17 protein-coding genes and 1 tRNA gene are annotated in these 20,809 nt (G+C 42.6%); 4 read left to right on the forward strand and 14 right to left on the reverse strand.

The annotated features are described in order from the left end of the window. Positions 1-100: 100 nt before the first annotated feature. Positions 101-177 (reverse strand) — tRNA-Asn (locus DBZ36_RS05635). Positions 178-670: 493 nt separating this feature from the next. Here DBZ36_RS05635 and uvrB point away from each other — a divergent pair. Then, complete coding sequence (gene uvrB, locus DBZ36_RS05640; protein ID WP_120353939.1) at positions 671-2,665, forward strand: excinuclease ABC subunit UvrB; 1,995 nt, start codon at positions 671-673, stop codon at positions 2,663-2,665. A gap of 67 nt (positions 2,666-2,732) precedes the next feature. Here uvrB and tpiA read toward each other — a convergent pair whose 3' ends face one another. Both tpiA and DBZ36_RS05650 read right to left on the reverse strand, forming a co-directional pair. Next, positions 2,733-3,485, reverse strand: a complete 753-nt coding sequence (tpiA, locus tag DBZ36_RS05645) for a triose-phosphate isomerase (protein WP_120353940.1) — start codon at positions 3,483-3,485, stop codon at positions 2,733-2,735. A 115-nt stretch (positions 3,486-3,600) separates the two neighbouring features. After that, positions 3,601-4,326 (reverse strand): YdcF family protein, encoded by a 726-nt coding sequence (locus DBZ36_RS05650; protein ID WP_158589033.1) that lies wholly within the window; start codon positions 4,324-4,326, stop codon positions 3,601-3,603. Positions 4,327-4,591: 265 nt separating this feature from the next. On the opposite strand from DBZ36_RS05650, the gene DBZ36_RS05655 reads away from it, so the two are divergent. Continuing rightward, entirely contained in the window at positions 4,592-5,788 is a 1,197-nt protein-coding gene (locus DBZ36_RS05655) for an amino acid aminotransferase (RefSeq protein WP_120353942.1), read from the forward strand. Positions 5,789-5,806: 18 nt separating this feature from the next. Here DBZ36_RS05655 and DBZ36_RS05660 read toward each other — a convergent pair whose 3' ends face one another. Then, on the reverse strand, positions 5,807-7,036 hold the full coding sequence (locus DBZ36_RS05660) for a GGDEF domain-containing protein (RefSeq protein ID WP_120353943.1): 1,230 nt from the start codon (positions 7,034-7,036) through the stop codon (positions 5,807-5,809). Positions 7,037-7,138: 102 nt separating this feature from the next. Here DBZ36_RS05660 and DBZ36_RS05665 point away from each other — a divergent pair, with 102 nt between their 5' ends. After that, positions 7,139-7,408 (forward strand): hypothetical protein, encoded by a 270-nt coding sequence (locus DBZ36_RS05665; RefSeq protein WP_120353944.1) that lies wholly within the window; start codon positions 7,139-7,141, stop codon positions 7,406-7,408. A 13-nt stretch (positions 7,409-7,421) separates the two neighbouring features. Continuing rightward, complete coding sequence (locus DBZ36_RS05670) at positions 7,422-8,405, forward strand: Gfo/Idh/MocA family protein (protein WP_120353945.1); 984 nt, start codon at positions 7,422-7,424, stop codon at positions 8,403-8,405. Positions 8,406-8,443: 38 nt separating this feature from the next. On the opposite strand, the gene DBZ36_RS05675 is transcribed toward DBZ36_RS05670, so the two are convergent. The 10 genes from DBZ36_RS05675 to DBZ36_RS05720 form a co-directional block, all read right to left on the reverse strand. Next, positions 8,444-9,493 carry a TRAP transporter substrate-binding protein gene (locus DBZ36_RS05675; RefSeq protein WP_120354473.1) on the reverse strand — a complete coding sequence of 350 codons (1,050 nt, stop codon included), beginning with the start codon at positions 9,491-9,493 and terminating at the stop codon, positions 8,444-8,446. 102 nt (positions 9,494-9,595) lie between these two features. Next, the gene (locus DBZ36_RS05680; protein WP_120353946.1) at positions 9,596-10,918 is read right to left on the reverse strand and encodes a TRAP transporter large permease; all 1,323 of its coding nucleotides are present in this window, start codon (positions 10,916-10,918) and stop codon (positions 9,596-9,598) included. Continuing rightward, positions 10,915-11,451, reverse strand: a complete 537-nt coding sequence (locus DBZ36_RS05685; protein ID WP_120353947.1) for a TRAP transporter small permease subunit — start codon at positions 11,449-11,451, stop codon at positions 10,915-10,917. The genes DBZ36_RS05680 and DBZ36_RS05685 overlap by 4 nt, the downstream gene beginning before the upstream one ends. A gap of 24 nt (positions 11,452-11,475) precedes the next feature. Beyond that, positions 11,476-12,186, reverse strand: a complete 711-nt coding sequence (locus DBZ36_RS05690) for a glutamine amidotransferase-related protein (protein ID WP_120353948.1) — start codon at positions 12,184-12,186, stop codon at positions 11,476-11,478. Then, on the reverse strand, positions 12,183-13,346 hold the full coding sequence (locus DBZ36_RS05695) for an iron-containing alcohol dehydrogenase (RefSeq protein ID WP_120353949.1): 1,164 nt from the start codon (positions 13,344-13,346) through the stop codon (positions 12,183-12,185). The genes DBZ36_RS05690 and DBZ36_RS05695 overlap by 4 nt, the downstream gene beginning before the upstream one ends. Positions 13,347-13,369: 23 nt before the next feature. Next, on the reverse strand, positions 13,370-14,785 hold the full coding sequence (locus DBZ36_RS05700; RefSeq protein WP_120353950.1) for an aldehyde dehydrogenase family protein: 1,416 nt from the start codon (positions 14,783-14,785) through the stop codon (positions 13,370-13,372). A gap of 7 nt (positions 14,786-14,792) precedes the next feature. Continuing rightward, complete coding sequence (locus DBZ36_RS05705) at positions 14,793-16,157, reverse strand: glutamine synthetase family protein (protein WP_120353951.1); 1,365 nt, start codon at positions 16,155-16,157, stop codon at positions 14,793-14,795. Positions 16,158-16,486: 329 nt separating this feature from the next. Next, positions 16,487-17,458, reverse strand: coding sequence for a LysR family transcriptional regulator (locus DBZ36_RS05710; protein ID WP_120353952.1), 972 nt, complete (start codon positions 17,456-17,458; stop codon positions 16,487-16,489). 106 nt (positions 17,459-17,564) lie between these two features. After that, positions 17,565-18,809, reverse strand: coding sequence for a tyrosine-type recombinase/integrase (locus DBZ36_RS05715; RefSeq protein WP_120353953.1), 1,245 nt, complete (start codon positions 18,807-18,809; stop codon positions 17,565-17,567). 986 nt (positions 18,810-19,795) lie between these two features. Beyond that, a complete protein-coding gene (locus DBZ36_RS05720) occupies positions 19,796-20,359 on the reverse strand; it encodes a hypothetical protein (RefSeq protein WP_120353954.1) in 564 nt (187 codons plus the stop codon). Between the last annotated feature and the right edge of the window lie 450 nt (positions 20,360-20,809).

Genomic DNA, 20,809 nt, shown 5'->3' on the forward strand with positions numbered 1-20,809 from the left:
CGAGTTGAACCAACGACACATGGATTAACAGTCCACCGCTCTAACCAACTGAGCTACTGGGGATCCGAAGTCTAAATCTAAAGAAAGTAACAATTCAGTGTGGCTCCCCAGGTTGGAGTTGAACCAACGACACATGGATTAACAGTCCACCGCTCTAACCAACTGAGCTACTGGGGAATAACCGATTTGCTCAAGGACTTTCCTTAAACGCGTGGCGCATGTTAATGAACACCTAGGTTAGTGTCAACACAAACGGTGTGTAATTTCTTCAAAAAAGCGCGTTTGCTCAAACTGCCACCAGCTTAGAACAATAAGTATGCAACTTATGCTTAAGACGGTTAAAATAAGAGCTTACGAGTGCATATAAAGTTATACACAAAGTTGTTAGGGCAACCTGTAAAGGAGCTCGCCCGACTTATCCACTAAATCTGTGTATAAGTGTGTGGGTTAAAGTGCAAAATATCGAAAATACCGCAGCATAGTGCTTAGTTAAAGTGATTGTTCTAATTTTATACGATCTATAATCCCTAATAAATACAAGGACTTCGTATCTTTAGTTAAGCTTTGCTGATTTTTGCTACTTAGACCTTGGATAGCAATAAATCTGTAACTTAAAGTGTGAATTGTTTAAGCTCTATTTTTAGAATTACAGGCGCGATAGGAAATCTACATGGCAAAAGCTTTTGAGCTCATTTCAAACTACCAACCTGCCGGTGATCAACCGACAGCAATCGCGCAGCTTAATGAAGGAATAGAAGACGGACTTGCTCATCAGACATTACTAGGCGTAACCGGTTCAGGTAAAACATTTACTATCGCCAACGTTATTAAACAGCAGCAACGGCCCACGATAATTATGGCGCCCAATAAGACCTTGGCTGCGCAACTTTATGGCGAAATGAAGGAATTTTTCCCAAACAACGCGGTCGAGTATTTTGTTTCGTACTACGACTATTATCAGCCAGAAGCATACGTTCCAACGACTGACACATTTATCGAGAAAGACTCATCTGTTAATGCCCACATTGAACAAATGCGATTGTCAGCCACCAAAGCCTTACTAGAGCGCAGAGATGTTGTGCTTGTGGCTTCTGTTTCAGCTATCTATGGTTTAGGCGATCCACAAAGCTATCTCCAAATGATGCTACACCTCACAGTAGGCGAGGTGCTTGATCAACGTAAAATACTCAGACGTTTAGCTGAACTGCAATATAGTCGCAACGATGCCGCATTTCAGCGGGCTACTTTTCGAGTGCGTGGCGAAGTCATAGACGTTTTTCCAGCAGAATCTGAAAAATATGCGGTACGAATCGAGCTTTTTGACGGCGAGATTGAGCGGCTTAGTTATTTTGATCCGCTCACTGGCAGCATCGAAGAAAATCTTGCCCGAGTAACCATTTATCCTAAGACTCACTATGTAACACCTCGAGAAAAACTTTTAGAGGCGGTTGAACATATAAAAGTAGAATTAGTCGATCGCAAAAAGCAGTTACTTAGTAGCCATAAATTGTTAGAAGAACAACGCATCAGTCAGCGGGTTGCGTTTGATATTGAAATGATCAATGAGTTAGGTTATTGCTCTGGGATCGAGAACTACTCGCGATATCTCTCGTCGCGTGCTCCAGGAGAGCCACCACCGACTTTGATTGATTACCTACCACCTGATGGTCTTCTTATCATCGACGAGAGCCACGTGACCGTACCGCAAATTGGAGCAATGTATAAAGGTGACCGTTCCCGTAAAGAGACCTTAGTTGAATATGGTTTTCGTTTACCTTCGGCCTTAGATAATCGCCCGCTTAAGTTTGAAGAATTTGAATCACTTGCACCGCAAACTATATTTGTATCTGCAACACCCGGGAAATACGAACTCGAGCGAACTAACGGAGAGTTTGTAGAGCAACTGGTGCGCCCAACAGGTTTAATTGACCCTGAAATCGAAGTCAGGCCGGTGACAACACAAGTCGATGATTTAATGTCAGAGGCGAAACGTTTAGCAGCTATGGGTGAACGAACCTTGGTTACAACCTTGACCAAGAAAATGGCTGAAGACCTAACAGAGTATCTCACTGATCACGGCGTTAAAACCAGGTATCTGCATTCCGATATCGACACCATGGAACGCATGGAGATCATTCGCGATCTACGCTTGGGCGTGTTTGATGTATTAGTAGGGATTAACTTGCTACGTGAAGGCTTAGATATGCCAGAAGTTTCTTTGGTTGCAATCCTAGATGCAGACAAAGAGGGCTTTTTGCGCTCTGAGCGCTCACTGATACAAACCATGGGGCGAGCGGCGCGAAACGTAAAAGGGCGTGCTATCTTGTATGCTGATCGGATTACCAATTCTATGAAGGCTGCGATCGGTGAAACGGAACGGCGACGTGAGATTCAACGAGAGCATAATCTTAAGCTAGGGATTACACCTCAGAATCTAAACAAGAAAGTAAATGATGTAATGAATTTAGGCGCTGGCGTAAGTAAGTCAAAATGGGGTCCGAAGAAGGAAAAAGAACCAGCACGTACTGCAAAATCTGTACTCAAAGAAATTGCTGCGTTGGAAGCAAAAATGTTCAAATGTGCGGCTGAGTTAGAGTTTGAATCAGCAGCGCGAATTCGAGACGAAATAGCCGTTTTAAATCAACAATTACCTCTATTGTCTTAGATGCCCTGTGCGATCAATAGAAAAAAGCCCAGCATTGCTGGGCTTTTGGCGCTGTGGCTAATAAGAATTAGTTAGCTGCAGCGATAATTTTAGCAAAATCTTCAGCATCAAGTGCTGCGCCGCCTACAAGGCCGCCATCGATGTCAGCTTGACCGAACAATTCAGCTGCAGAAGCACCTTTAACTGAACCGCCGTAAAGGATTTGAATTTTTTGAGCAACGTTGCTGTCTTGCGCTGCAAGAAATGCGCGGATGCTAGCATGAACATCTTGTGCTTGTTGCGCTGTAGCTGATTTACCAGTACCAATCGCCCAAACAGGTTCATATGCGATAACTGCATTTGATAGTGAAGCAACGCCGCAAAGGTCGATTACAGCTTGGATTTGACGCTCAACAACTTCTTGAGTCTTACCCGCTTCGTTTTCTTCCAAGGTTTCGCCGATGCAAAGTACTGGCACTAGGTCGTTGGCTTGAATTGCTTGGAACTTAGCAGCAACGACTGCGTCAGTTTCGTTGTGATATTGACGACGTTCACTGTGACCAACAAGGCTGTACTTAGCACCAAATTCTTTGATCATTACTGGTGAGTTCTCGCCAGTATACGCACCCGCTACATTAACATTGGCATCTTGTGAACCATAGCTAATAGGAGTATCAGCTAGAATGCTTTGAACTTGACCCAAGAAAATTACCGGAGGGCAAACTGCAACTTCAACGTTTGATGCCGCTTTTGCAGGAGCAATCAGTGCAGTAGCTAGTGCTTCTACTGATGCTTTAGTGCCGTTTAGTTTCCAGTTACCCATTACGAGAGCTTGTCTCATTGAAATTTCTCCTTAAATAAAAATTGAAATGATTATAGCCCTTAATCTAAAAAGACGCAGCGCTAAAACTGTAAAATTACTACAAAAATCGTCATTTGGTGATCTAAATCGAGATTTATGAAAATTTACTACGAATTTCTTCCCACCATATACCCAGTTTCTCGTGCCAAAGGTAGTTAAAGCGATGCAAGAATTTGGCATCGGGTAAATACTCATGATAGCGAAGTTCACCTTGAATTTCTTTACCCATAAAATCAGTTGGGACAGCAGTTATTGCATCACTGTACTGTTCAAAATACTTGAGCGCCCTGGGCATGTGTGTGGCACTTGTGACAAGCGCAGTGGGTCGCTTTCCAATATAACTAGCAATTAATTCGGCTTCTTCAGAGGTATTGCGAGCTTTAGGCACAGAGATAATACTCGCGGGCACGATATTGCTTTGTTGAGCAACTTTAACCATTAACTCTGCGTTGGTATAGGGGTCGCTACCGCCATAGCCACTCACGATAAGTCGCGAGCCTGGATTTAGCATTGCAAGCTCAATGCCCTTAGAGATGCGGGCAAAAGACGATGTACTTAACTGTTCTGTTGCTGATAAGCGTGGGTCAGATATATGCGCACCACCTAAAACAACAATGTAATCGAAGCGTTGACTTAATTGACTTGGGATCTCTACTTGACGCTCATAGCGAATCATTTGTTGATTCACCCAAATTGGATTGCTACACAGGCCTAAAATGACGATTGCTGGTAGTAGGGCAACTGCGCCAAGTCTTGGGCGTTTCCATATGCACAATAGTAGTGCGAGCAGCATTAATAGTAGCGATACATTAATTGGCATGAGCAGCGTTCCCAGCCATTTTTTTAATAAAAACGTAAAACTTAGGTCCATCTTTAGCTTCTTTAGAATCCACAATCTTTGCCATGCTAACTGGTTTTTAAACCAAAGCGAATGTCTAGTTATAGAGTTGTGGGCTTGCTAACAGATTAAAGTTGTAAATTTACCAATTTTGTACGAGACGCAAACGAAATAGTGCGGTAATCTGACATAACTTGGAAGTTTTGATCTATTTAAGTCACCCCTAATAACATTAACGAGGATTATGATGTTTGAACTTGTCTCTGCTGCACCCGCTGACCCCATTCTTGGCCTTACAGAAGCGTTTAAAGAAGATACACGAACGCAAAAAATTAATTTAGGCGTTGGTATATACAAAAACGAAGACGGTCAGACACCAGTTCTTAATGTTGTTAAAAAAGCTGAAGCTAAACTTCTTGAAAGTGAAAGCTCTAAATCGTACCTAAGCATTGAAGGTAATGCTCAATACGGATTAGCAGTACAAAAATTATTGTTTGGAGCAGATAGCGATATCGTTAGTAGCGGTCGCGCACTTACTGCCCAGTCGCCAGGCGGTACTGGTGCATTACACAATGCAGCAGAGTTTGCCGTGAATCACCTGGGTATAAAGACCATCTGGGTTAGCAATCCAACCTGGGCTAATCATGGCAACGTGTTTAAGGCCATGGGTCTTGAAGTAAAGCAATACGAGTATTACAACGCTAATACTAAGTCGCTTGATTACCCTGCGATGCTTAGCTCATTAGAACAAGTTGCTAAGGGTGATTTAGTATTGCTGCATGGTTGCTGCCACAACCCAACGGGTATTGATCCTGACGCAGCACAATGGAAAGAGCTTGCAAATATAAGTGCAGACAAAGGTTGGTTGCCTTTGTTCGACTTTGCATATCAAGGATTTGCCACAGGAATTGAAGAAGATGCTCTAGGGTTACGAGAATTTGCTAAGAATCATAGTGAACTCATGATTGCGAGTTCATTCTCTAAAAACTTTGGGCTGTATAACGAACGAGTCGGTGCGTTTACTTTAGTTGCGAAAACCCCTGAAGTTGCTAAGCAGGCGTTTAGCCAAGTCAAAGCAGGGATCCGAGCAAACTATTCTAACCCTCCTTCACATGGCGCGGCGGTAGTGAGCATTATTCTTAATGATGAAGCTTTGACCCAAGAATGGCATCAAGAAGTTGCTGATATGCGTGTTCGTATTAAAGAGATGCGTGACTTGTTTGTTAAAACCTTAAAGGATGAAGGTGCTAAAGGAGACTACTCATTCATTCAAGGTCAAAACGGCATGTTCTCATTCTCAGGCCTAAGTAAAGAGCAAGTTGCATCACTTAAGTCAGATTTTGCAGTCTATATCGTAGGTTCTGGTCGCATTAGCGTCGCTGGCATGACCAAAAACAATATGCTTGCTCTTTGTCAGGCCATTGTTGCAGTAGAAAACGCTTAACATCATCGCCAACATGTTTTAGCTAGAGGCCGCGACGACACAGTCCCGGCCTTTTTTCTTAGCTTTATACAATGCATTGTCAGCTAGTTTAATAACTTCGTCGTAGTGTTCCACATCACTTGTATGTTGAGCGTACCCAATACTAACGGTGATTTGCACGGTCTTCTTCGGTTTTTTGTCTGCAGTGCGCTGTTTTTGACTACCTTGATCTCGAGTTTTTGAGTCTCGAATGGCAAACGCGCTCGAGCTAATCAATTGTCTTACTTCATCCAAATGCTGTTTTGCTTCGTTCATGTCTGTATTGGTAAAAACCAAGGTAAACTCTTCACCACCATAACGGAAAACTTCTGCTCGACCGTTCACTTGGTCAAGTTTCGCTGCCACCATGGCTAGAACGTCATCTCCAACATCATGTCCATATTTATCGTTAAAACCTTTAAAGTGGTCAATGTCAGCCATTGCTAATACGTAACCTTTGCTCAAGCCTCCAAGACGCTCGTTAAGAGCACGGCGAGCTTGTAGTCCTGTAAGATCATCTCGATAGGCGAGATCATATGTTGAGCTAAAACTGCTAATTAGAACGCAAAACATCGCTGCGCTGAAAAACAGAGCAGTAATTCCGACGCGGTCAAGAAAGACCAATGCCAGAATACAAAGTAGGCTACCGAAAAAGTAACCTAGTCGCACGATGTCAGGTTTATAAATGCAGCTAAAAAATAAACTAGCGAGTAAAAGTGTACACCAAGCTAATGCCATGGCGCTCATCACTATACCTGGCACCGGTCGCGTCGCGAATAGCTCTTGAAGAGAACCCAGTGCATCTGGGTGTGCGATTAAACTGGCTATGTAGATCAATGCCACCTGTAGCGCCAAAACTAAGTAACTGACATAAGCACTTTTTGACCGCATACCGTTATCTTTAAGTAACAAGTTAAGCAGAAGGTTACTAGGCAATATCAAACTTAAAATAGTAAAGACACTAAATGCTTGTGCATTCGCTATGGGTTGCTGCAAAAAAGAAAAAACACCCCAATAAGCTGACGCAACTAAGCCCACAAAAACGAGCAAGCGTCGACGATTAAACTGCAGTGCAAGTAAGCTTGTAATGATGCCTAAAGCATAAGGCATCCAGGGCAATGTTTGTCGAAAACTTAAGGGAAGATTGTCAAATTGAGCGACACTTATACCTGCAAGCACGCAAATGACTAGGTACGGAAACACATGATAATGGGGGATTTTTGAGTACATTTTTTCGTATTAAGTTCTTTTGTAGTTAGTTTACCTAGTCCAACCCAATCTGCCTATGCCTTAATTAATAAATATTGTTATCATGCAAAAAAGGAGGTCGCTGTGTTTAGTTCATTGATTACCCGATCTAAAGCCATTGTGATGACAGCTTTAGACATCAAACAACAGGTTTGGATAGTCAGTATTTCCAAGCAAGGACAACTTTCACAAAGCCTTATCGTTAATGAGGACGAATTTAGTTTCCCGTTTGAATGGATGTTCAAACAAGGCTATAGCGACGATATGATTGATCAAGTAAAACGGATGAAAATCAGTCGCATCTTAAGTTTCAAACTAGAAAACTGTACCCACAAAATTGCCCGAGTTAAATAGGAAAACAAGTAATATGATTAGATTTGCAGTTATTGGCAGTAGTTGGATCACGGAGTCCTTTATCAGTGCCGCTAAAAAAAGCCAACGCTTTGTTTTTGTGGGTGCTTATTCACGACAGTTAGAAAAAGCTCAGAATTTCACCCAGGCTAATGGTGGTGAGCGCGCCTTCGACAATCTTGAAGCCCTAGCAAACGACTCTCAGATTGACGCTATTTATATTGCGAGCCCTAATTCACTGCATTTCGAACAAAGCATGCAAATGCTCAATTCTGGCAAGCATGTTATTTGCGAAAAGCCTCTGGCATCTAATGCGCAACAAGTAGAGCAATTGATAGCCTGTGCTAAAGCAAACAATCGAGTTGTTTTTGAAGCTTTCAAGACTGCACACTTACCTAATTTTAAAGTGATAGAGCAGCAAATAGAAAAGTTAGGTAAGCTGCGTAAAGCGCATTTTAGTTATTGCCAGTACTCAAGTCGCTATGACAAATACCTTAATGGCGAAAATCCCAATACCTTTAATCCAAAATTTTCAAACGGATCAATAATGGATATTGGTTATTATTGCGTAGCCAGCGCAGTTGCATTGTTTGGTAAACCTAAGTCAATAAATGCACAGGCTAGCTTGCTTAAGTCTGGTGTTGATGCCCATGGCGCGGTATTGATGGGGTATGACGATTTTAGCGCTGTTGTAGAACATTCTAAAGTAAGTGATGGTTCAAATAGCAGTGAAATCCAAGGTGAAAAGGGCCGTTTAGAAATTGAGTTTATCAGTGAATGCTTAGCCGTCCGACTCATACTAAAAGGACAAGAAGTTCAAAATGTAACCGTAGCTCAAGATACTGAAACAATGATGTATGAGGCAATTGCCTTTGCTGATGCTATAGAAAATGACGATGAAGACCAAACCCGACGGTATACGCACTCTATTGAGTTAGGTTTAGTTTTGGAGGAAATTCGTCGCCAAACCGGTGTTGTTTTCCCAAGTGATAATAGCTAACAATTAAATAAAAGCGGGGACAAGGTCCCCGCTAATGATCAATAGCGGTAAGGTTTACCGGCTTTTTCCATCACTGCTGCATAATCTTTAAATATTTGAACAACACGGGCGTTGCGTTCGCTCGTTTCAGCAATTTCGTCCCAGAACTTGTAGGCTTCTTGTTCAACCTTCATCCACTCGTCATCAGGAATAGATGTAAGTTCCATTTTGGTACCTTCGGTCCGTAGTTTGGCTTCGCCGCCCCAATACCAATGTTGACGGTAGTAATGCGAACTATCCATACATAGTTTGAACAAGGTTTTTAGATGTTCCGGCAATTCATTCCAGCGGTCTGAGTTGGCAAAAAATGAGCCACACCAGGCACCTGATATATTGTTGGTAAGAAAGTAGTTAGTTACGTCAGCCCAACCAACGGTATAATCTTCAGTAATTCCTGACCAAGCAATTCCATCTAACTCGCCAGTTTGCATGGCAACTTCCACATCTTCCCAAGGCAAGGTTACCGGAACGACGCCAAAGCGAGATAAGAATCGGCCAGCAGTTGGGAAGGTAAAGATGCGTTTTCCTTTAAGGTCCTCTAACTTAGTAATGGGTTCCACCGTTGCAAAATGGCAGGGATCCCAAGAACCGGCACTGAGCCAAGTTACGCCTTCGACTTCACCATAAGCTTCTTCCCAAATTTCTTTAAGCCCATATTCGTTAAATAGAACCGGGACATCGAGACTATAGCGCGTAGCAAAGGGGAAATATCCGCCAAAAACGGAAATGTCTACGGGTGCTGCAATGGAGTCATCATCACTTTGCACAGCATCAATGGTACCGCGTTGCATTGCTCGGAATAACTCGCCTGTTGGAACTAGTTGATCGGCAAAATATAGCTCGATAACCATTTCACCGTTGGCCGCTGCATTGAAAGCATCAATGGCGGGTTTAATTACGTGCTCAGCAAGAGCAGGGCCTGCATAGGTTTGTAGTCGCCATTTAATCGGTTTTGCTGTTTTTGCTATGGCAGGTGCACCCACAATTGCGGCTGCTCCAGAGGCGGTAATAATGCCGGCTTTTTTAATAAATTCTCGTCTGTTTGTCATTGTGTCATTTTCCTTAACGTTTAGGTTTAAAATTGACTTCCAATTGCCGACAACCATTCTGGCAACTTATCTATGCTCTAGATTTTCTCCTTAGTAAAAATGTTAACGTTGGTAAACTTGTTCAGGCAACCAAAGCGCGATCTGTGGAAATGCCATTACAATTGCTAAAGCAAATACCATGATCAGTGCAAATGGAATGACTGAACGGTAAATATCGGTTAGGCTAATTTCGGGCGGTGCCATCGCGCGCATTAGGAATAAGTTGTAGCCAAATGGCGGTGTCATATAGGCAATTTGACAGGTAATGGTGTATAACACGCCATACCAAATCAGGTTGAAATCTAGCGCACCAACTAATGGGATATAAAGCGGGGCAACAATCACAAGCATAGCGGTATCATCTAAAAAGGTGCCCATGACTATGTATGACAGTTGCATCAAGATCAGTACTTCCCAAGGACTTAGTTGCCATTGGTCAATAAACAAAGATTCGATTGCTTTAACTGCGCCAACCCCATCGAATACTGCTCCAAAGCATAAAGCCGCAAGAATAATCCACATAAACATGCAACTAATGGCTAAGGTTTTGCGAAGCGTGTTTTCGATAACTTGACGGTTTAATCGCTTTTTATAGATAGCCGCTAAGGTTGCACTAACAGCGCCGACTGCTGAGCTTTCGACTAAACTAGTGACGCCCATGATAAATAGACCAGTCATCGCAAAAAAGATCACTAGTGGCAGAACGCCGGCACGCAGTAGTTTAAGCTTGTCTTTAAGTGGAACATTACGTTCTTCCTCACTTAAGGCAGGCCCAAGTTGCGGTTGTAGATGGCATCGAACAGCTATATAGATAATAAACATAGCGGCCATAAGTAAACCCGGAAATACCCCGGCTAGCCATAATTGTCCAACCGGTTGGCGTGCAATCATGCCATAAAGTACCAACACCACACTTGGCGGTACAAGAATACCTAAGGAGCTACCGGCTTGAACCACGCCGGTTACCATTATTTTATCGTAGCCGCGGCGTAGCAATTCTGGTAACGCTATACTTGCACCGATGGCCATACCAGCAACACTTAGACCATTCATGGCTGAAATCATAACCATGAGGCCAATAGTTCCTATCGCTAAACCGCCATTTAGAGGGCCCATCCAAACATGAAACATCTTGTAGAGATCTTCAGCGATGCCAGATTCTGAAAGCATGTACCCCATAAAAATAAATAAGGGTAGGGTTAGCAAGGGATACCACTTCATTAATTTCATAGCAGCGCTAAACGGAATTTCAGCACCACCGGTTCCCCACAGTGAAAGCGACGCAACAACAGCAACAAAACCAATGGCTGCAAACACCCGTTGACCGGTTAACAGCATTAGCATCATCGATGAAAACATCAACACTGCAATTAATTCGTAACTCATTTGATTTCAACTCCACGCCAACAAGCAATGTCTTTGATCAAGACCGCAAAGGCCTGAAGTAACATCAATACGATAGAAAAACACATTACAATTTTTATGGGCGCCATATATGGTCGCCAAGCCGAATAACTGCGCTCGCCGTATTCAAGTGCATAGCTAGTGCTGGAGATGCCACCGTAGAGTAAAACGCCGAGATAGAAAATGAGCATACAGATTGTGAATGCATCAACCATAGATTTGGTTTTAATTGACCAATTGCCGTATACCAAGTCCATGCGCACGTGGCTTTGAAGCTGCATTGAATAAGGACCACCAAGCATGTAGTAAGCAACCATGACAAATTGGGCCATCTCTAATGTCCAAAGCGACGGAAAGTGACCCAGCTTTGACACTGCGGAGTAAAACAATATGCCTATCAACACTATGATAAGGTACATTGCAAAACGGCCGACCCGGTAGTTTACGGCCTCAACAATTTTAATATAGCCAACCAATGCTTTGGGTATTGTTGGCTGATTAGAACGAGCTTCCATGTGCGTTCCTTATTTGATTCGTGTTTACGTCGTTTGCATCGCAATGAAGTTTATAATTGCTCGGGCTAGTAACAGCGAATCGATATGTTGATAAGTCGATTTTAAACCTTGTTCCATTACGTCTTGAGAATAGCTTTCGCTGCGTAGTTTGATTAGTGCACGACTATAGTCGGCTGTAAATTCAGGATGACCTTGTACGCCCAGAAATCTAGGGCTAAATTGAACTAAGCTATTTGGACAAAAGTCACTACCTGCTAGAGTTGATGCGCCATTGGGTAAGTGCGTAACTTGGTCTTGATGACTAACTAGCAAATCAAAACTGTCCTTAGCATCACCTATCCAAGCCGGTTTGGAATAAAATTTAGAACTATGTACGCCAACGCCCCAACCTTGATTAGCTTGTTCTACTAACCCCCCTAAAACTTTAGCGATTAACTGATGTCCGAAACAAATACCAATCAGCACGCGTTGTTCTTGATGTAGCCGGAATACAAATTTTTCGAGCTCTCTGATCCAATCAAGTTCGTCGTTTACGCCAAATTTACTCCCGCTTGTTATGAACGCATCGTAAAGATCAAGCTTGCTTGGGTATTTACCATCCAACACTCTAAAAGTGTGGATCTCAAGCTCACAGCCCGCAGCTTCAAACAAATTGGCAAAACTTTCAGGATAGTTTCCAAACTCGTTTTGTAATTCAGCCCTGATGTCATCACATAGCAGTAGCGCTACTCTCATGGGATTAGTTCCCCATTAACAGCGTTCATATATAATTGTTGGTATTGTTCAGCGCTAAACAATATTGGGTTTCCGCCGGCAGATGGATCGTTAACTGACATTTGAGCGATACGTTCAGCATCTGTTCCATCAATTCCTATTTCACTCAGAGCATGTGGAATTGACAAGGATTTTCTAAGTTCTAAGATCCAGGTTAGTACGCCGTCGAAGCTTTGATCACTCAGATCAAGTTGGCGTGCTAGTCTCGCCATTTTTTCTTGAATTTGGGATTTATTAGCAACTAAAACATAAGGCATTAAGATTGCGTTTAACATGCCGTGATGAGCGTTGTGAAGTGCGCCTAAACTGTGGGCGAGGGCATGCATGGCACCGAGTCCTTTTTGAAACGCGGTGGCGCCCATACTCGATGCGACCAACATTTGCATACGTGCATCGATATCTTGTCCATTACTAAATGCACGCGGTAAATAATCAGCAACCATACGAATACCTTCGAGCGCGATCGCTTCAGCCATCGGGTGGTAGCTTGGAGAACATAGTGCTTCTAATGAATGCGACAAAGCGTCCATACCTGTCGCGGCCGTTAATTTGGGTGGCAGTCCCACGCTGAGCAATGGATCGAGTATGACAACTTTAGGCAGCATCAAGGGGTGGAAAATAATGGTTTTAACTTGGCGTTCTTGATTTGTTATAACGGAGGCGCGCCCCACTTCAGAACCGGTACCTGCAGTAGTTGGGATTGCAATACAGGGTAAAACTTTATCTTCTTGTACCCGCTTCCAGTTATTGCCTACATCTTCAAAGTCCCAAAGTTCGCGACTTTGAAAAGCAGCTAAGGCAATCGCTTTAGCTGCATCTAAGCTTGAACCGCCACCAATACCTATAACGCCATCGCAGCGATTTTGTTTTACTTGGGCAATGCCAGCACTGACATTGTCTCCATTAGGATTTGCTTGGATTTGCGAAAATAGGCAAGCGTCAAGTTCGCTCCCTTTTAGACTTTGTACTAGGGTTTCTATAAAGTCGAAATCTTTTAGGCCTGGGTCGCACACGACCATTGGTCGCCTGATACCAAGCGCCATACAATGCTCAACACAACTGTCTAGGCTATTTGAGCCCGCTTCTATATGGCTGGGATAGTTCCATGTACCTTTTAACATACAACGTTCTCCACTTATCGACGTTATGGCGTATTTGATTTGATATGAAATGACTTTGGACGTGTAAGCTGTTCAAATCCAAGTTTAGATAGACTACAACCTCGGCCTGAGTTCTTAACCCCAGTCCAAGCCAAAGCCGGGTCAAGATAATCACAACGGTTCACATACACAGTGCCTGTTTCCAGTTGGGCCCCAATTGTCTCTGCGGCAACAAGGTCTTCGCTAAATATGGCAGCGCTTAAACCAAACTCGCTGTCGTTCATAAGCTCAATAGCTTCTGAGTCACTAGCAACACTTTGGACCGCAATTAAAGGACCAAAGGACTCTTCGGTCATTACTCGCATACTATGATCAACGTTACTAAGTAATTGAGGTGCAACAAATGGCGTGTTTTCTTTTGCATACGGGAAGTCATTGCTATTTATATGCGCTACTGCACCTTGGCTAATCGCTTGTTGTATTTGTTTTCGTAGGAAGGCTGCAGCTTTATCACTCACCATAGGACCTAGGTTAGTGCTTGCAGCTTCAGAAGGACCAAGTTGGTATTGTTGAATAAGAGCGACGGCTTTATCGATAAACGCTTGATAAATGCTGTGATGAACATAAACACGCTCTATACCACAGCAAGACTGACCGCTATTGAACATACCGCCATCGACAACCGTTGCAACTGCATCATCAAGCTGAGCATCTTGGCGGATATATGCCGGGTCTTTACCGCCAAGTTCTAAACCGACACCAATAAATTGACCAACCGCTGCTTGCTCAATGGCTTTGCCACCTGCAACAGAACCAGTAAAGGCAACGTAATTAATTTGCCCTGAGCCAATGATATCAGCTGCTTGTTGGTGGCTTAGGTGAAGGTGTTGAAACACACCTTCTGGCAGGCCTATGGCGTCAAACGCTGCTTGAAAACGTTCAGCGCAAACTAAGGTTTGTTGTGCGTGCTTTAGCAATACCGTATTGCCAGCTAAAAGTGCCGGAACAATACTATTAATTGCGGTAAGGTAAGGATAATTCCACGGTGCGATTACAAATACACATCCTAAGGCCTCACGTGTGATGTAGCGCTTAAAACCTGGTTTTTCTTCCACTGTTAATGGACATAATGCTTGCTCGCAGATGTCGATCATGTAACTTGCACGCTCTTCTAAACCCGCAATCTCCCCCTTACATTGAGAAATTGGACGTCCCATCATCGCAGATATTTCATTGGCTAGCTCTTGCGATTGACTAACTAAATGGCTAACGGCTTTGGTACAAAATGCTTTTCGTTGTGACAAACTTAGTTTACGCCAGTTGTTTTGTGCAGCCTTAGCTTTTGTTAGCGCGTCATTAATTTGAAGTGATGTTGAAATAGAGCGCTGTGCATAGATTTTCCCTGTACTAGGAGAAATACAATAAAGTTCGTCTGTTGCTGAATTATTTAAAGTCGACATAACTGACCTATATTATTTCAAAGTAGCGGTTTAGTTCCCAATCACTAATGTGACGACGATACTCACGTTCTTCCCAATCGCGACTAGCAGAGAAGTGATCTACAAAAGCAGAACCAAACATTTCGCGAGCCATGCTTGAGTTTTTCAAGTTGAGGGCAGCGGCGCCTAGTGAGGCGGGTAGTTCTATAGCTTTTGGGTGATCTATTTCGTAGGCGTTGCCTGTAACTCGCGCTAAGGGTTCTAATTTTTGTTCTATCCCAGCCAAGCCACTGGCCAAAGCGGCTGCTAACGCCAAATAAGGATTTGCGTCAGCGGCACCAATACGGTATTCAATGCGCTGTGAGTTTTCGCTGCCATGAATGATGCGAAGGGCAGTTGTGCGGTTTTCGGCACCCCAAGTGGCATGTGTAGGGGCCCAAAAGCCGGGAACCATGCGCGAGTAGCTATTAATTGTTGGTGCAACCATGCATAAAACTTCAGGCATGAACTTTTGTTGTCCGGCTAGAAAGTGACGTTGGATATCACTCATCTCAAGATCGTTATTGGCGTCGAAAAATGCAGACTGGCCATTTTTAGTCAACGAAATATGAATGTGACCACTTTGTCCTGGGTAATCATTACTCCACTTAGCCATAAATGTTGCCATCATGTCTCGGCGTTGCGCTAAAACCTTCATAAAGGTTTTAAATAAAGCTGCTTTATCTGCGGCTAGGTCAGCAAGATCATAAGTTAAAGCTGCCTCCAACACTCCGGGTCCAGTTTCAGAGTGAATGCCTTCAATTGGGAAGTCCATCTCTTCGCTGAGGTCCAAGATCGCTTTGTACAAATCGCTATGAACCGAATTTCGGATCATTGAATAACCAAACCAATCGGGTGTAATTGGTTTTAAGTCTCTGTATCCTTTTTCTCTAATCGAGTCGGGTGTTTCATTAAAAAGGAAAAACTCATATTCAAATGCAGCATTTACCTCAAAACCCATAGCACGTGCTTTATCTAACACACGGTGTAAGGTTGAACGGGGACAAACCTTGCGCGCATCACCATCAAATTCAGCGATGAATAGAAGCATGCCGTCTTCACCCGTCACATCGCGGCAAGTGTCTGGTAAAATTTTTACGCTAGCATCGGGGTAGCCGGTATGCCAACCCGTGAAGTCCACATTATCGTAAAGCTGGTCTTTTACGTCCCAGCCGAGAATTACATCACAAAAAGCAAAGCCCTTATCCAAGGCAGAAAAGAACTTAGACTTGGACATGTATTTGCCACGCATAACACCGTCATTATCGAAGATCCCAACTTTTATATGGGTTAACTGACGAGTTTCAATAAGTGTTTTAGCATCTTGTATTGTCTTAACGTCTCTGGCTTGCATTGACACAATTCCTTTGTGTATATGTGAAACAATTAGAATAACTGCTGTTACTACTACTATGGACTAAATATTTAAGACCGATCCAGTAGCTGATTGCTCGGTATTGCTACATAAATTTCGATAAGTTAACAGTGACTTATAGCCATATGAAATCAGTTGAGAATAACCAAGCTAGTGTGTGGCTAAAAAAACACCAACAACAATTAGTGTAGCTAGTTATCTAGCATAAGCATTACTTATAGTGTGAACGAACAAAGCTTTGAGACTATCAATTGCTTTATAACTGAAAAATACTAAGGCTCAAGGAAAGTTGACCTAGAACACCTTTATTAGCCAAGTTGAGCGACCTTGATAAGTTTAAGTGCCCAAGGTAGGTTTTGTTGAATAAAAGGTAGATAGTACTGAGTTAAGCAACTAGCGCTATGCTGAGCTAGACGCTCGGGTAGGGAGCCTAATTCGTTACGCCGTGATATAAGGGTAAGTGTTCGATAGAAACTATCATCAACAGCCAATGGTTCGTAGTGTAGGTTTTCTTGTAACCCTTGGGCTTGCAGCACACACAGCGGCGTACTTATTGTCCATCCTAAACCATTAGCCACTGCGGCCAAAACAGCGTGAGTGTTATCCAAAAAGATCCGTTCTGGTGGATTAACACCCAACTCATAAAGATAGCGCTCGATCGTTTGGCCTATGAGAGCATTACTGGTATAGCGTACAAAATCATGGTTTTTAGCTAGGAATTTTAAGTCGTTACTTTTGTGTAGCTTATGTAGTTGTTTAGGCAGCACCAAAATAAAGGGTTCTTTAAGAAGTCGGATCCGCTGTAAGTTGTCATGATTAACCAGTAGGTCATCAGAAATAACAATATCGACTTGTCGGCCTAATAAGGCTTGTTGATGCATATGCGACCGACCACTTGTCATCATCCATTGGTCACTATGACTTTTAATTGCAGCAACCAGGTGGTTGCCCATGGTTGCTGCAAACGAGTCTACGATTGCTAATCGCAGTGCATGCAAGCGGGTAAAATTACGCTGGCTAAGTGCTGTTTGTGTTTGTTGGGCATGTTCAATTAGGTGTTTTGAACGATCAAAAAAATATCGACCGGCAACGGTTAATGCAACCGGACGCACGCTACGGTCGAGCAGTGGGACGCCCACATTAGTTTCAAGATTTGCTAAGGTTTGACTTACCGCCGATTGCGAAAGGCCCAGTTGTTGTCCGGCCGCGGTCATACTTCCGCACTGCGCTGTCGCTACTAAAACTTCAAGCATTTTGATATCGAAATTTAAACCGTTCATCTAGCTAAGCCATTGAGAACATAGCTAAATACCATGCAAAACTTACTAACTATTTGCAAGTATAATATTTCACCGAAATAAAACGACGGATTGATGCTCTCTGGTCTTAATCCAAACGCTGTACTTTGTTGGCAGACGATTGTTGCTCTAGACTAGTGTGGGTGTAAATCGATAGAGTTGATAAATCACTATGACCAGCGCTTTTCATAACTACAGATAAGGGGACGCCACTTTCAATAGCTGCCGAGATGCCAGTATGCCGCATTGAATGTACACTGTAGCTGCGTAGCTCTTGAGCATCAAAGGGATTAGAACCTTCTATACTATTGGCGCAATCGATTAAGGTCGTGGTGACTATTTTCTGAATCGACGTTATCCCAAGCTGCGAATGGATCAGCCCCGCATCGCGCCCATGGGTACCGATTTGATGACGAATAAATAGTGGATGTTGTTCCTCAGGAACGGGGAGTTCCGTCAAATTGAGAGACAAACGATAACGTTTTAGCTCCTTGATGAGCTGATCAGGGCAAACAATTCGCCTAGCTTTACCGCCTTTACTTAATGGAACTTGGAAAAGCCAGTCGCCACCGCGGTGTTTAGTAAAAGAGCTCATTAATGGCGTATACCCAGCGCGCGCGGAAATTTCCGAAACGCGGGGGTAGATTAAATAGAGTAGGGCGAATAGAAATCGAGTGCGCGCGTGCTTCTGCGGGTCTAATTGCTCCATTCGACAAACATATTCCCAAAGTGTTTTCCATTGCTCTGGACTCAAAGATTTTTCTACCTCAACATCGATAGCGATTCGCGAATTGTTTCCATTGAGGCGTCTTAACAATACCGACGCAGGGTTTTTGTCCATGTACTCGAGATCATCTAGGAATACAAAGAAACTGCTTAGTATAGAAAGCTGAGTTTTCAGTGTGTTAAGTTTGCGAAGGTAAGTACCTGGTTGGCGGTTCACGAAAGGGCGCCATTTGGGATTAGCTAGGACTTCGCCGTTCGATTTATTATCAACGAAAAAAGCATAGGAGCAATGGCTGACTAGCTGAGCAGGGGGTTGGTTACAGAATTCTATAAATTGGGACAGTAACCGACGGTCTAGGTCAGCTATAGAGCATCCTTTAGTAAACCAACACCAATTGAAAAGTAGGTTTAACTCACTACGGATAGATTTGAAATTATTAGCATTAAAGCGGTTCTCAGATAGATAATCGACCGCTAATTCATAGCTGTAGCTTGCATCAACAATGCTGCGATCAAGATTTGAAACGGTAGTGTTGACATAAGCAACGCCGAATTCCAAGTGCTCGGCATGTGGGAACAAAGGTAAATATGAAGGCGAGTTGTTCAAATGAGTAGCTTATCCATATAAGGGGAATTATATGCTTAAGATAACTGTATATAAACACAGTTACTAGCACTTTGATTGTTCAAGTGCTTGAATACTCCCAAATGTTAAATTTAAACCTTAGCCGCCGGCGTTAGCGTCCTTAAACCTAGCTGTTGTGGCGGTTGGTAGCGATACAAACGACATAGCGAAAGTCTGAAGTAAGTCCTAATCGTTAATATAGACGAAGACCAGAATTTACAAGTTGTACTTAGGTCTTTTACCAAGTATTAGACACAAGTAAAACAATTGATATATAGGAGCACGTAGATGCGGCAAAGCTTTGGTCAATTTTATTTAGAGGAAAAAACTCGCTAAGAACTGTCTGTACTTGAGTTTGTGCTTAGGAATAGTTTTACGAATTAAGCTTTAACCTAATTTAGTTTAAACATCGCTCACAGGTGTTAAGTTAGAAAGCGAACTCTCAACAAGCATCATAAAAAGCTTTCATGGTTGGAAGTAAATTTTAAACTTGCTTGTTATGTGTTGCTGGTCTCAAGTTTCATGGCTACAGTAGAAATCATGCACCGATGAGTTAGATAAAGGATTGCTGATTTATATTAACTGTAAACTGAAACTCGTAGACTTGTATGTAACGAAGACTAAGGCCATTTTAAATGCCAAGTACAAACTGAGCCTAACGATTATGTGCGCTTATTCGAGTAATCACAGGCAAACTTCCAAACCACTGCAGTTATGACCTGGGTGTGCGCATAATATATATTATGTTAAATTGCATATCTGTAGACACAAGCGCGTACCACTCCTGTTGTGTTAATGTAAATTAAGGATGGTATCCAGTATCAGCTTAGCTTACATTCCTAGTCGACATAACGCGCTTGATGTTTAATCTCTATCGTATTGTTTTTAATGTATTATCTGATGAATCTGTTTCGTTGTGTCACCAAGGTTTGCGTACATGTATTATTATCTGTTTGACTGAATGTAAATTAAGGTTGATAACCGTAGTTTGATTGCTCATCTTTGCTGTATTTTCGAATCAACACATAGGCTACCAACAGAAAAAATAGTCCGAACATAGGAGGTTCTGAAACTGATACAGGAAAACTATCTACTCTGAAATAACCAGAACCATCAAGATAATAGTCTCCATTCGCATATTGCCCATCTTGAAACAACTTAAAGTCTAAATGATAAGAACCAGGGTCCAACGAAACAGTTCGATGACTAAATCCCAATGCAATTGCTTCCTCAGCACCTGAAAATGCGTATATATCTCTATGTGTAATTACATCAGAGGTAAGTGAATTGAATATTCCATTTATCCAAATCTCGAACTCGTCTCCAAACGCAAAAGCATCAACAACAGTAAGACTAGCTTCATCAGACAACTCTAGGTTAAAACCACCTATTGAAGTCGAAGCACCTACCCCTCCGGCCCAATCAAAAAGTTGCCATCCACTGTCTGAAATATAAATAGCGCTTGCATTTGCAACGCTTGTCATCCCAAATAATGTAGCCGCAAAAATCAGTTGAGAAGCTTTACCAATCATATTTTCGTCCTTTAAATCTGGTACCCTTGTGATAGAACAAATAGAAATACTAGATTTTATCCGTCAATCGCCATCTACTTATTCTCAGATAACATAAAAAAATAATCAACTCCTCGGTTGGTTTTTACTACACTTTTTAGGTATTTACAGGTGAAAGAGTCTAATCGGGCAAGGACGGTCATATATATACTTAGAAACTTCGGGAAGCTCCACAAAGCGAAACCTAACCTACCGCGCTAAACTTAAGTTCGTTAGTTCTCGATTATTGAAGAAACTACAAAATTTATGCAGTTGAAAGTGTCTAGCAAAGTCTGGGAAGTCCAGGCTAAACCGACTATCAGTTTATGCCGAAGGTTAGTCGGTGTAGCATAGGACTTACTAGCCTTTGTATATGTAACAAGAGTTACAGGCTATTTGAACTCGTCCTGACATCTGTTCATTATCGTTAAC

The sequence above is a fragment of the Alginatibacterium sediminis genome (assembly GCF_003610775.1).
GTDB lineage: Bacteria > Pseudomonadota > Gammaproteobacteria > Enterobacterales > Celerinatantimonadaceae > Alginatibacterium > Alginatibacterium sediminis.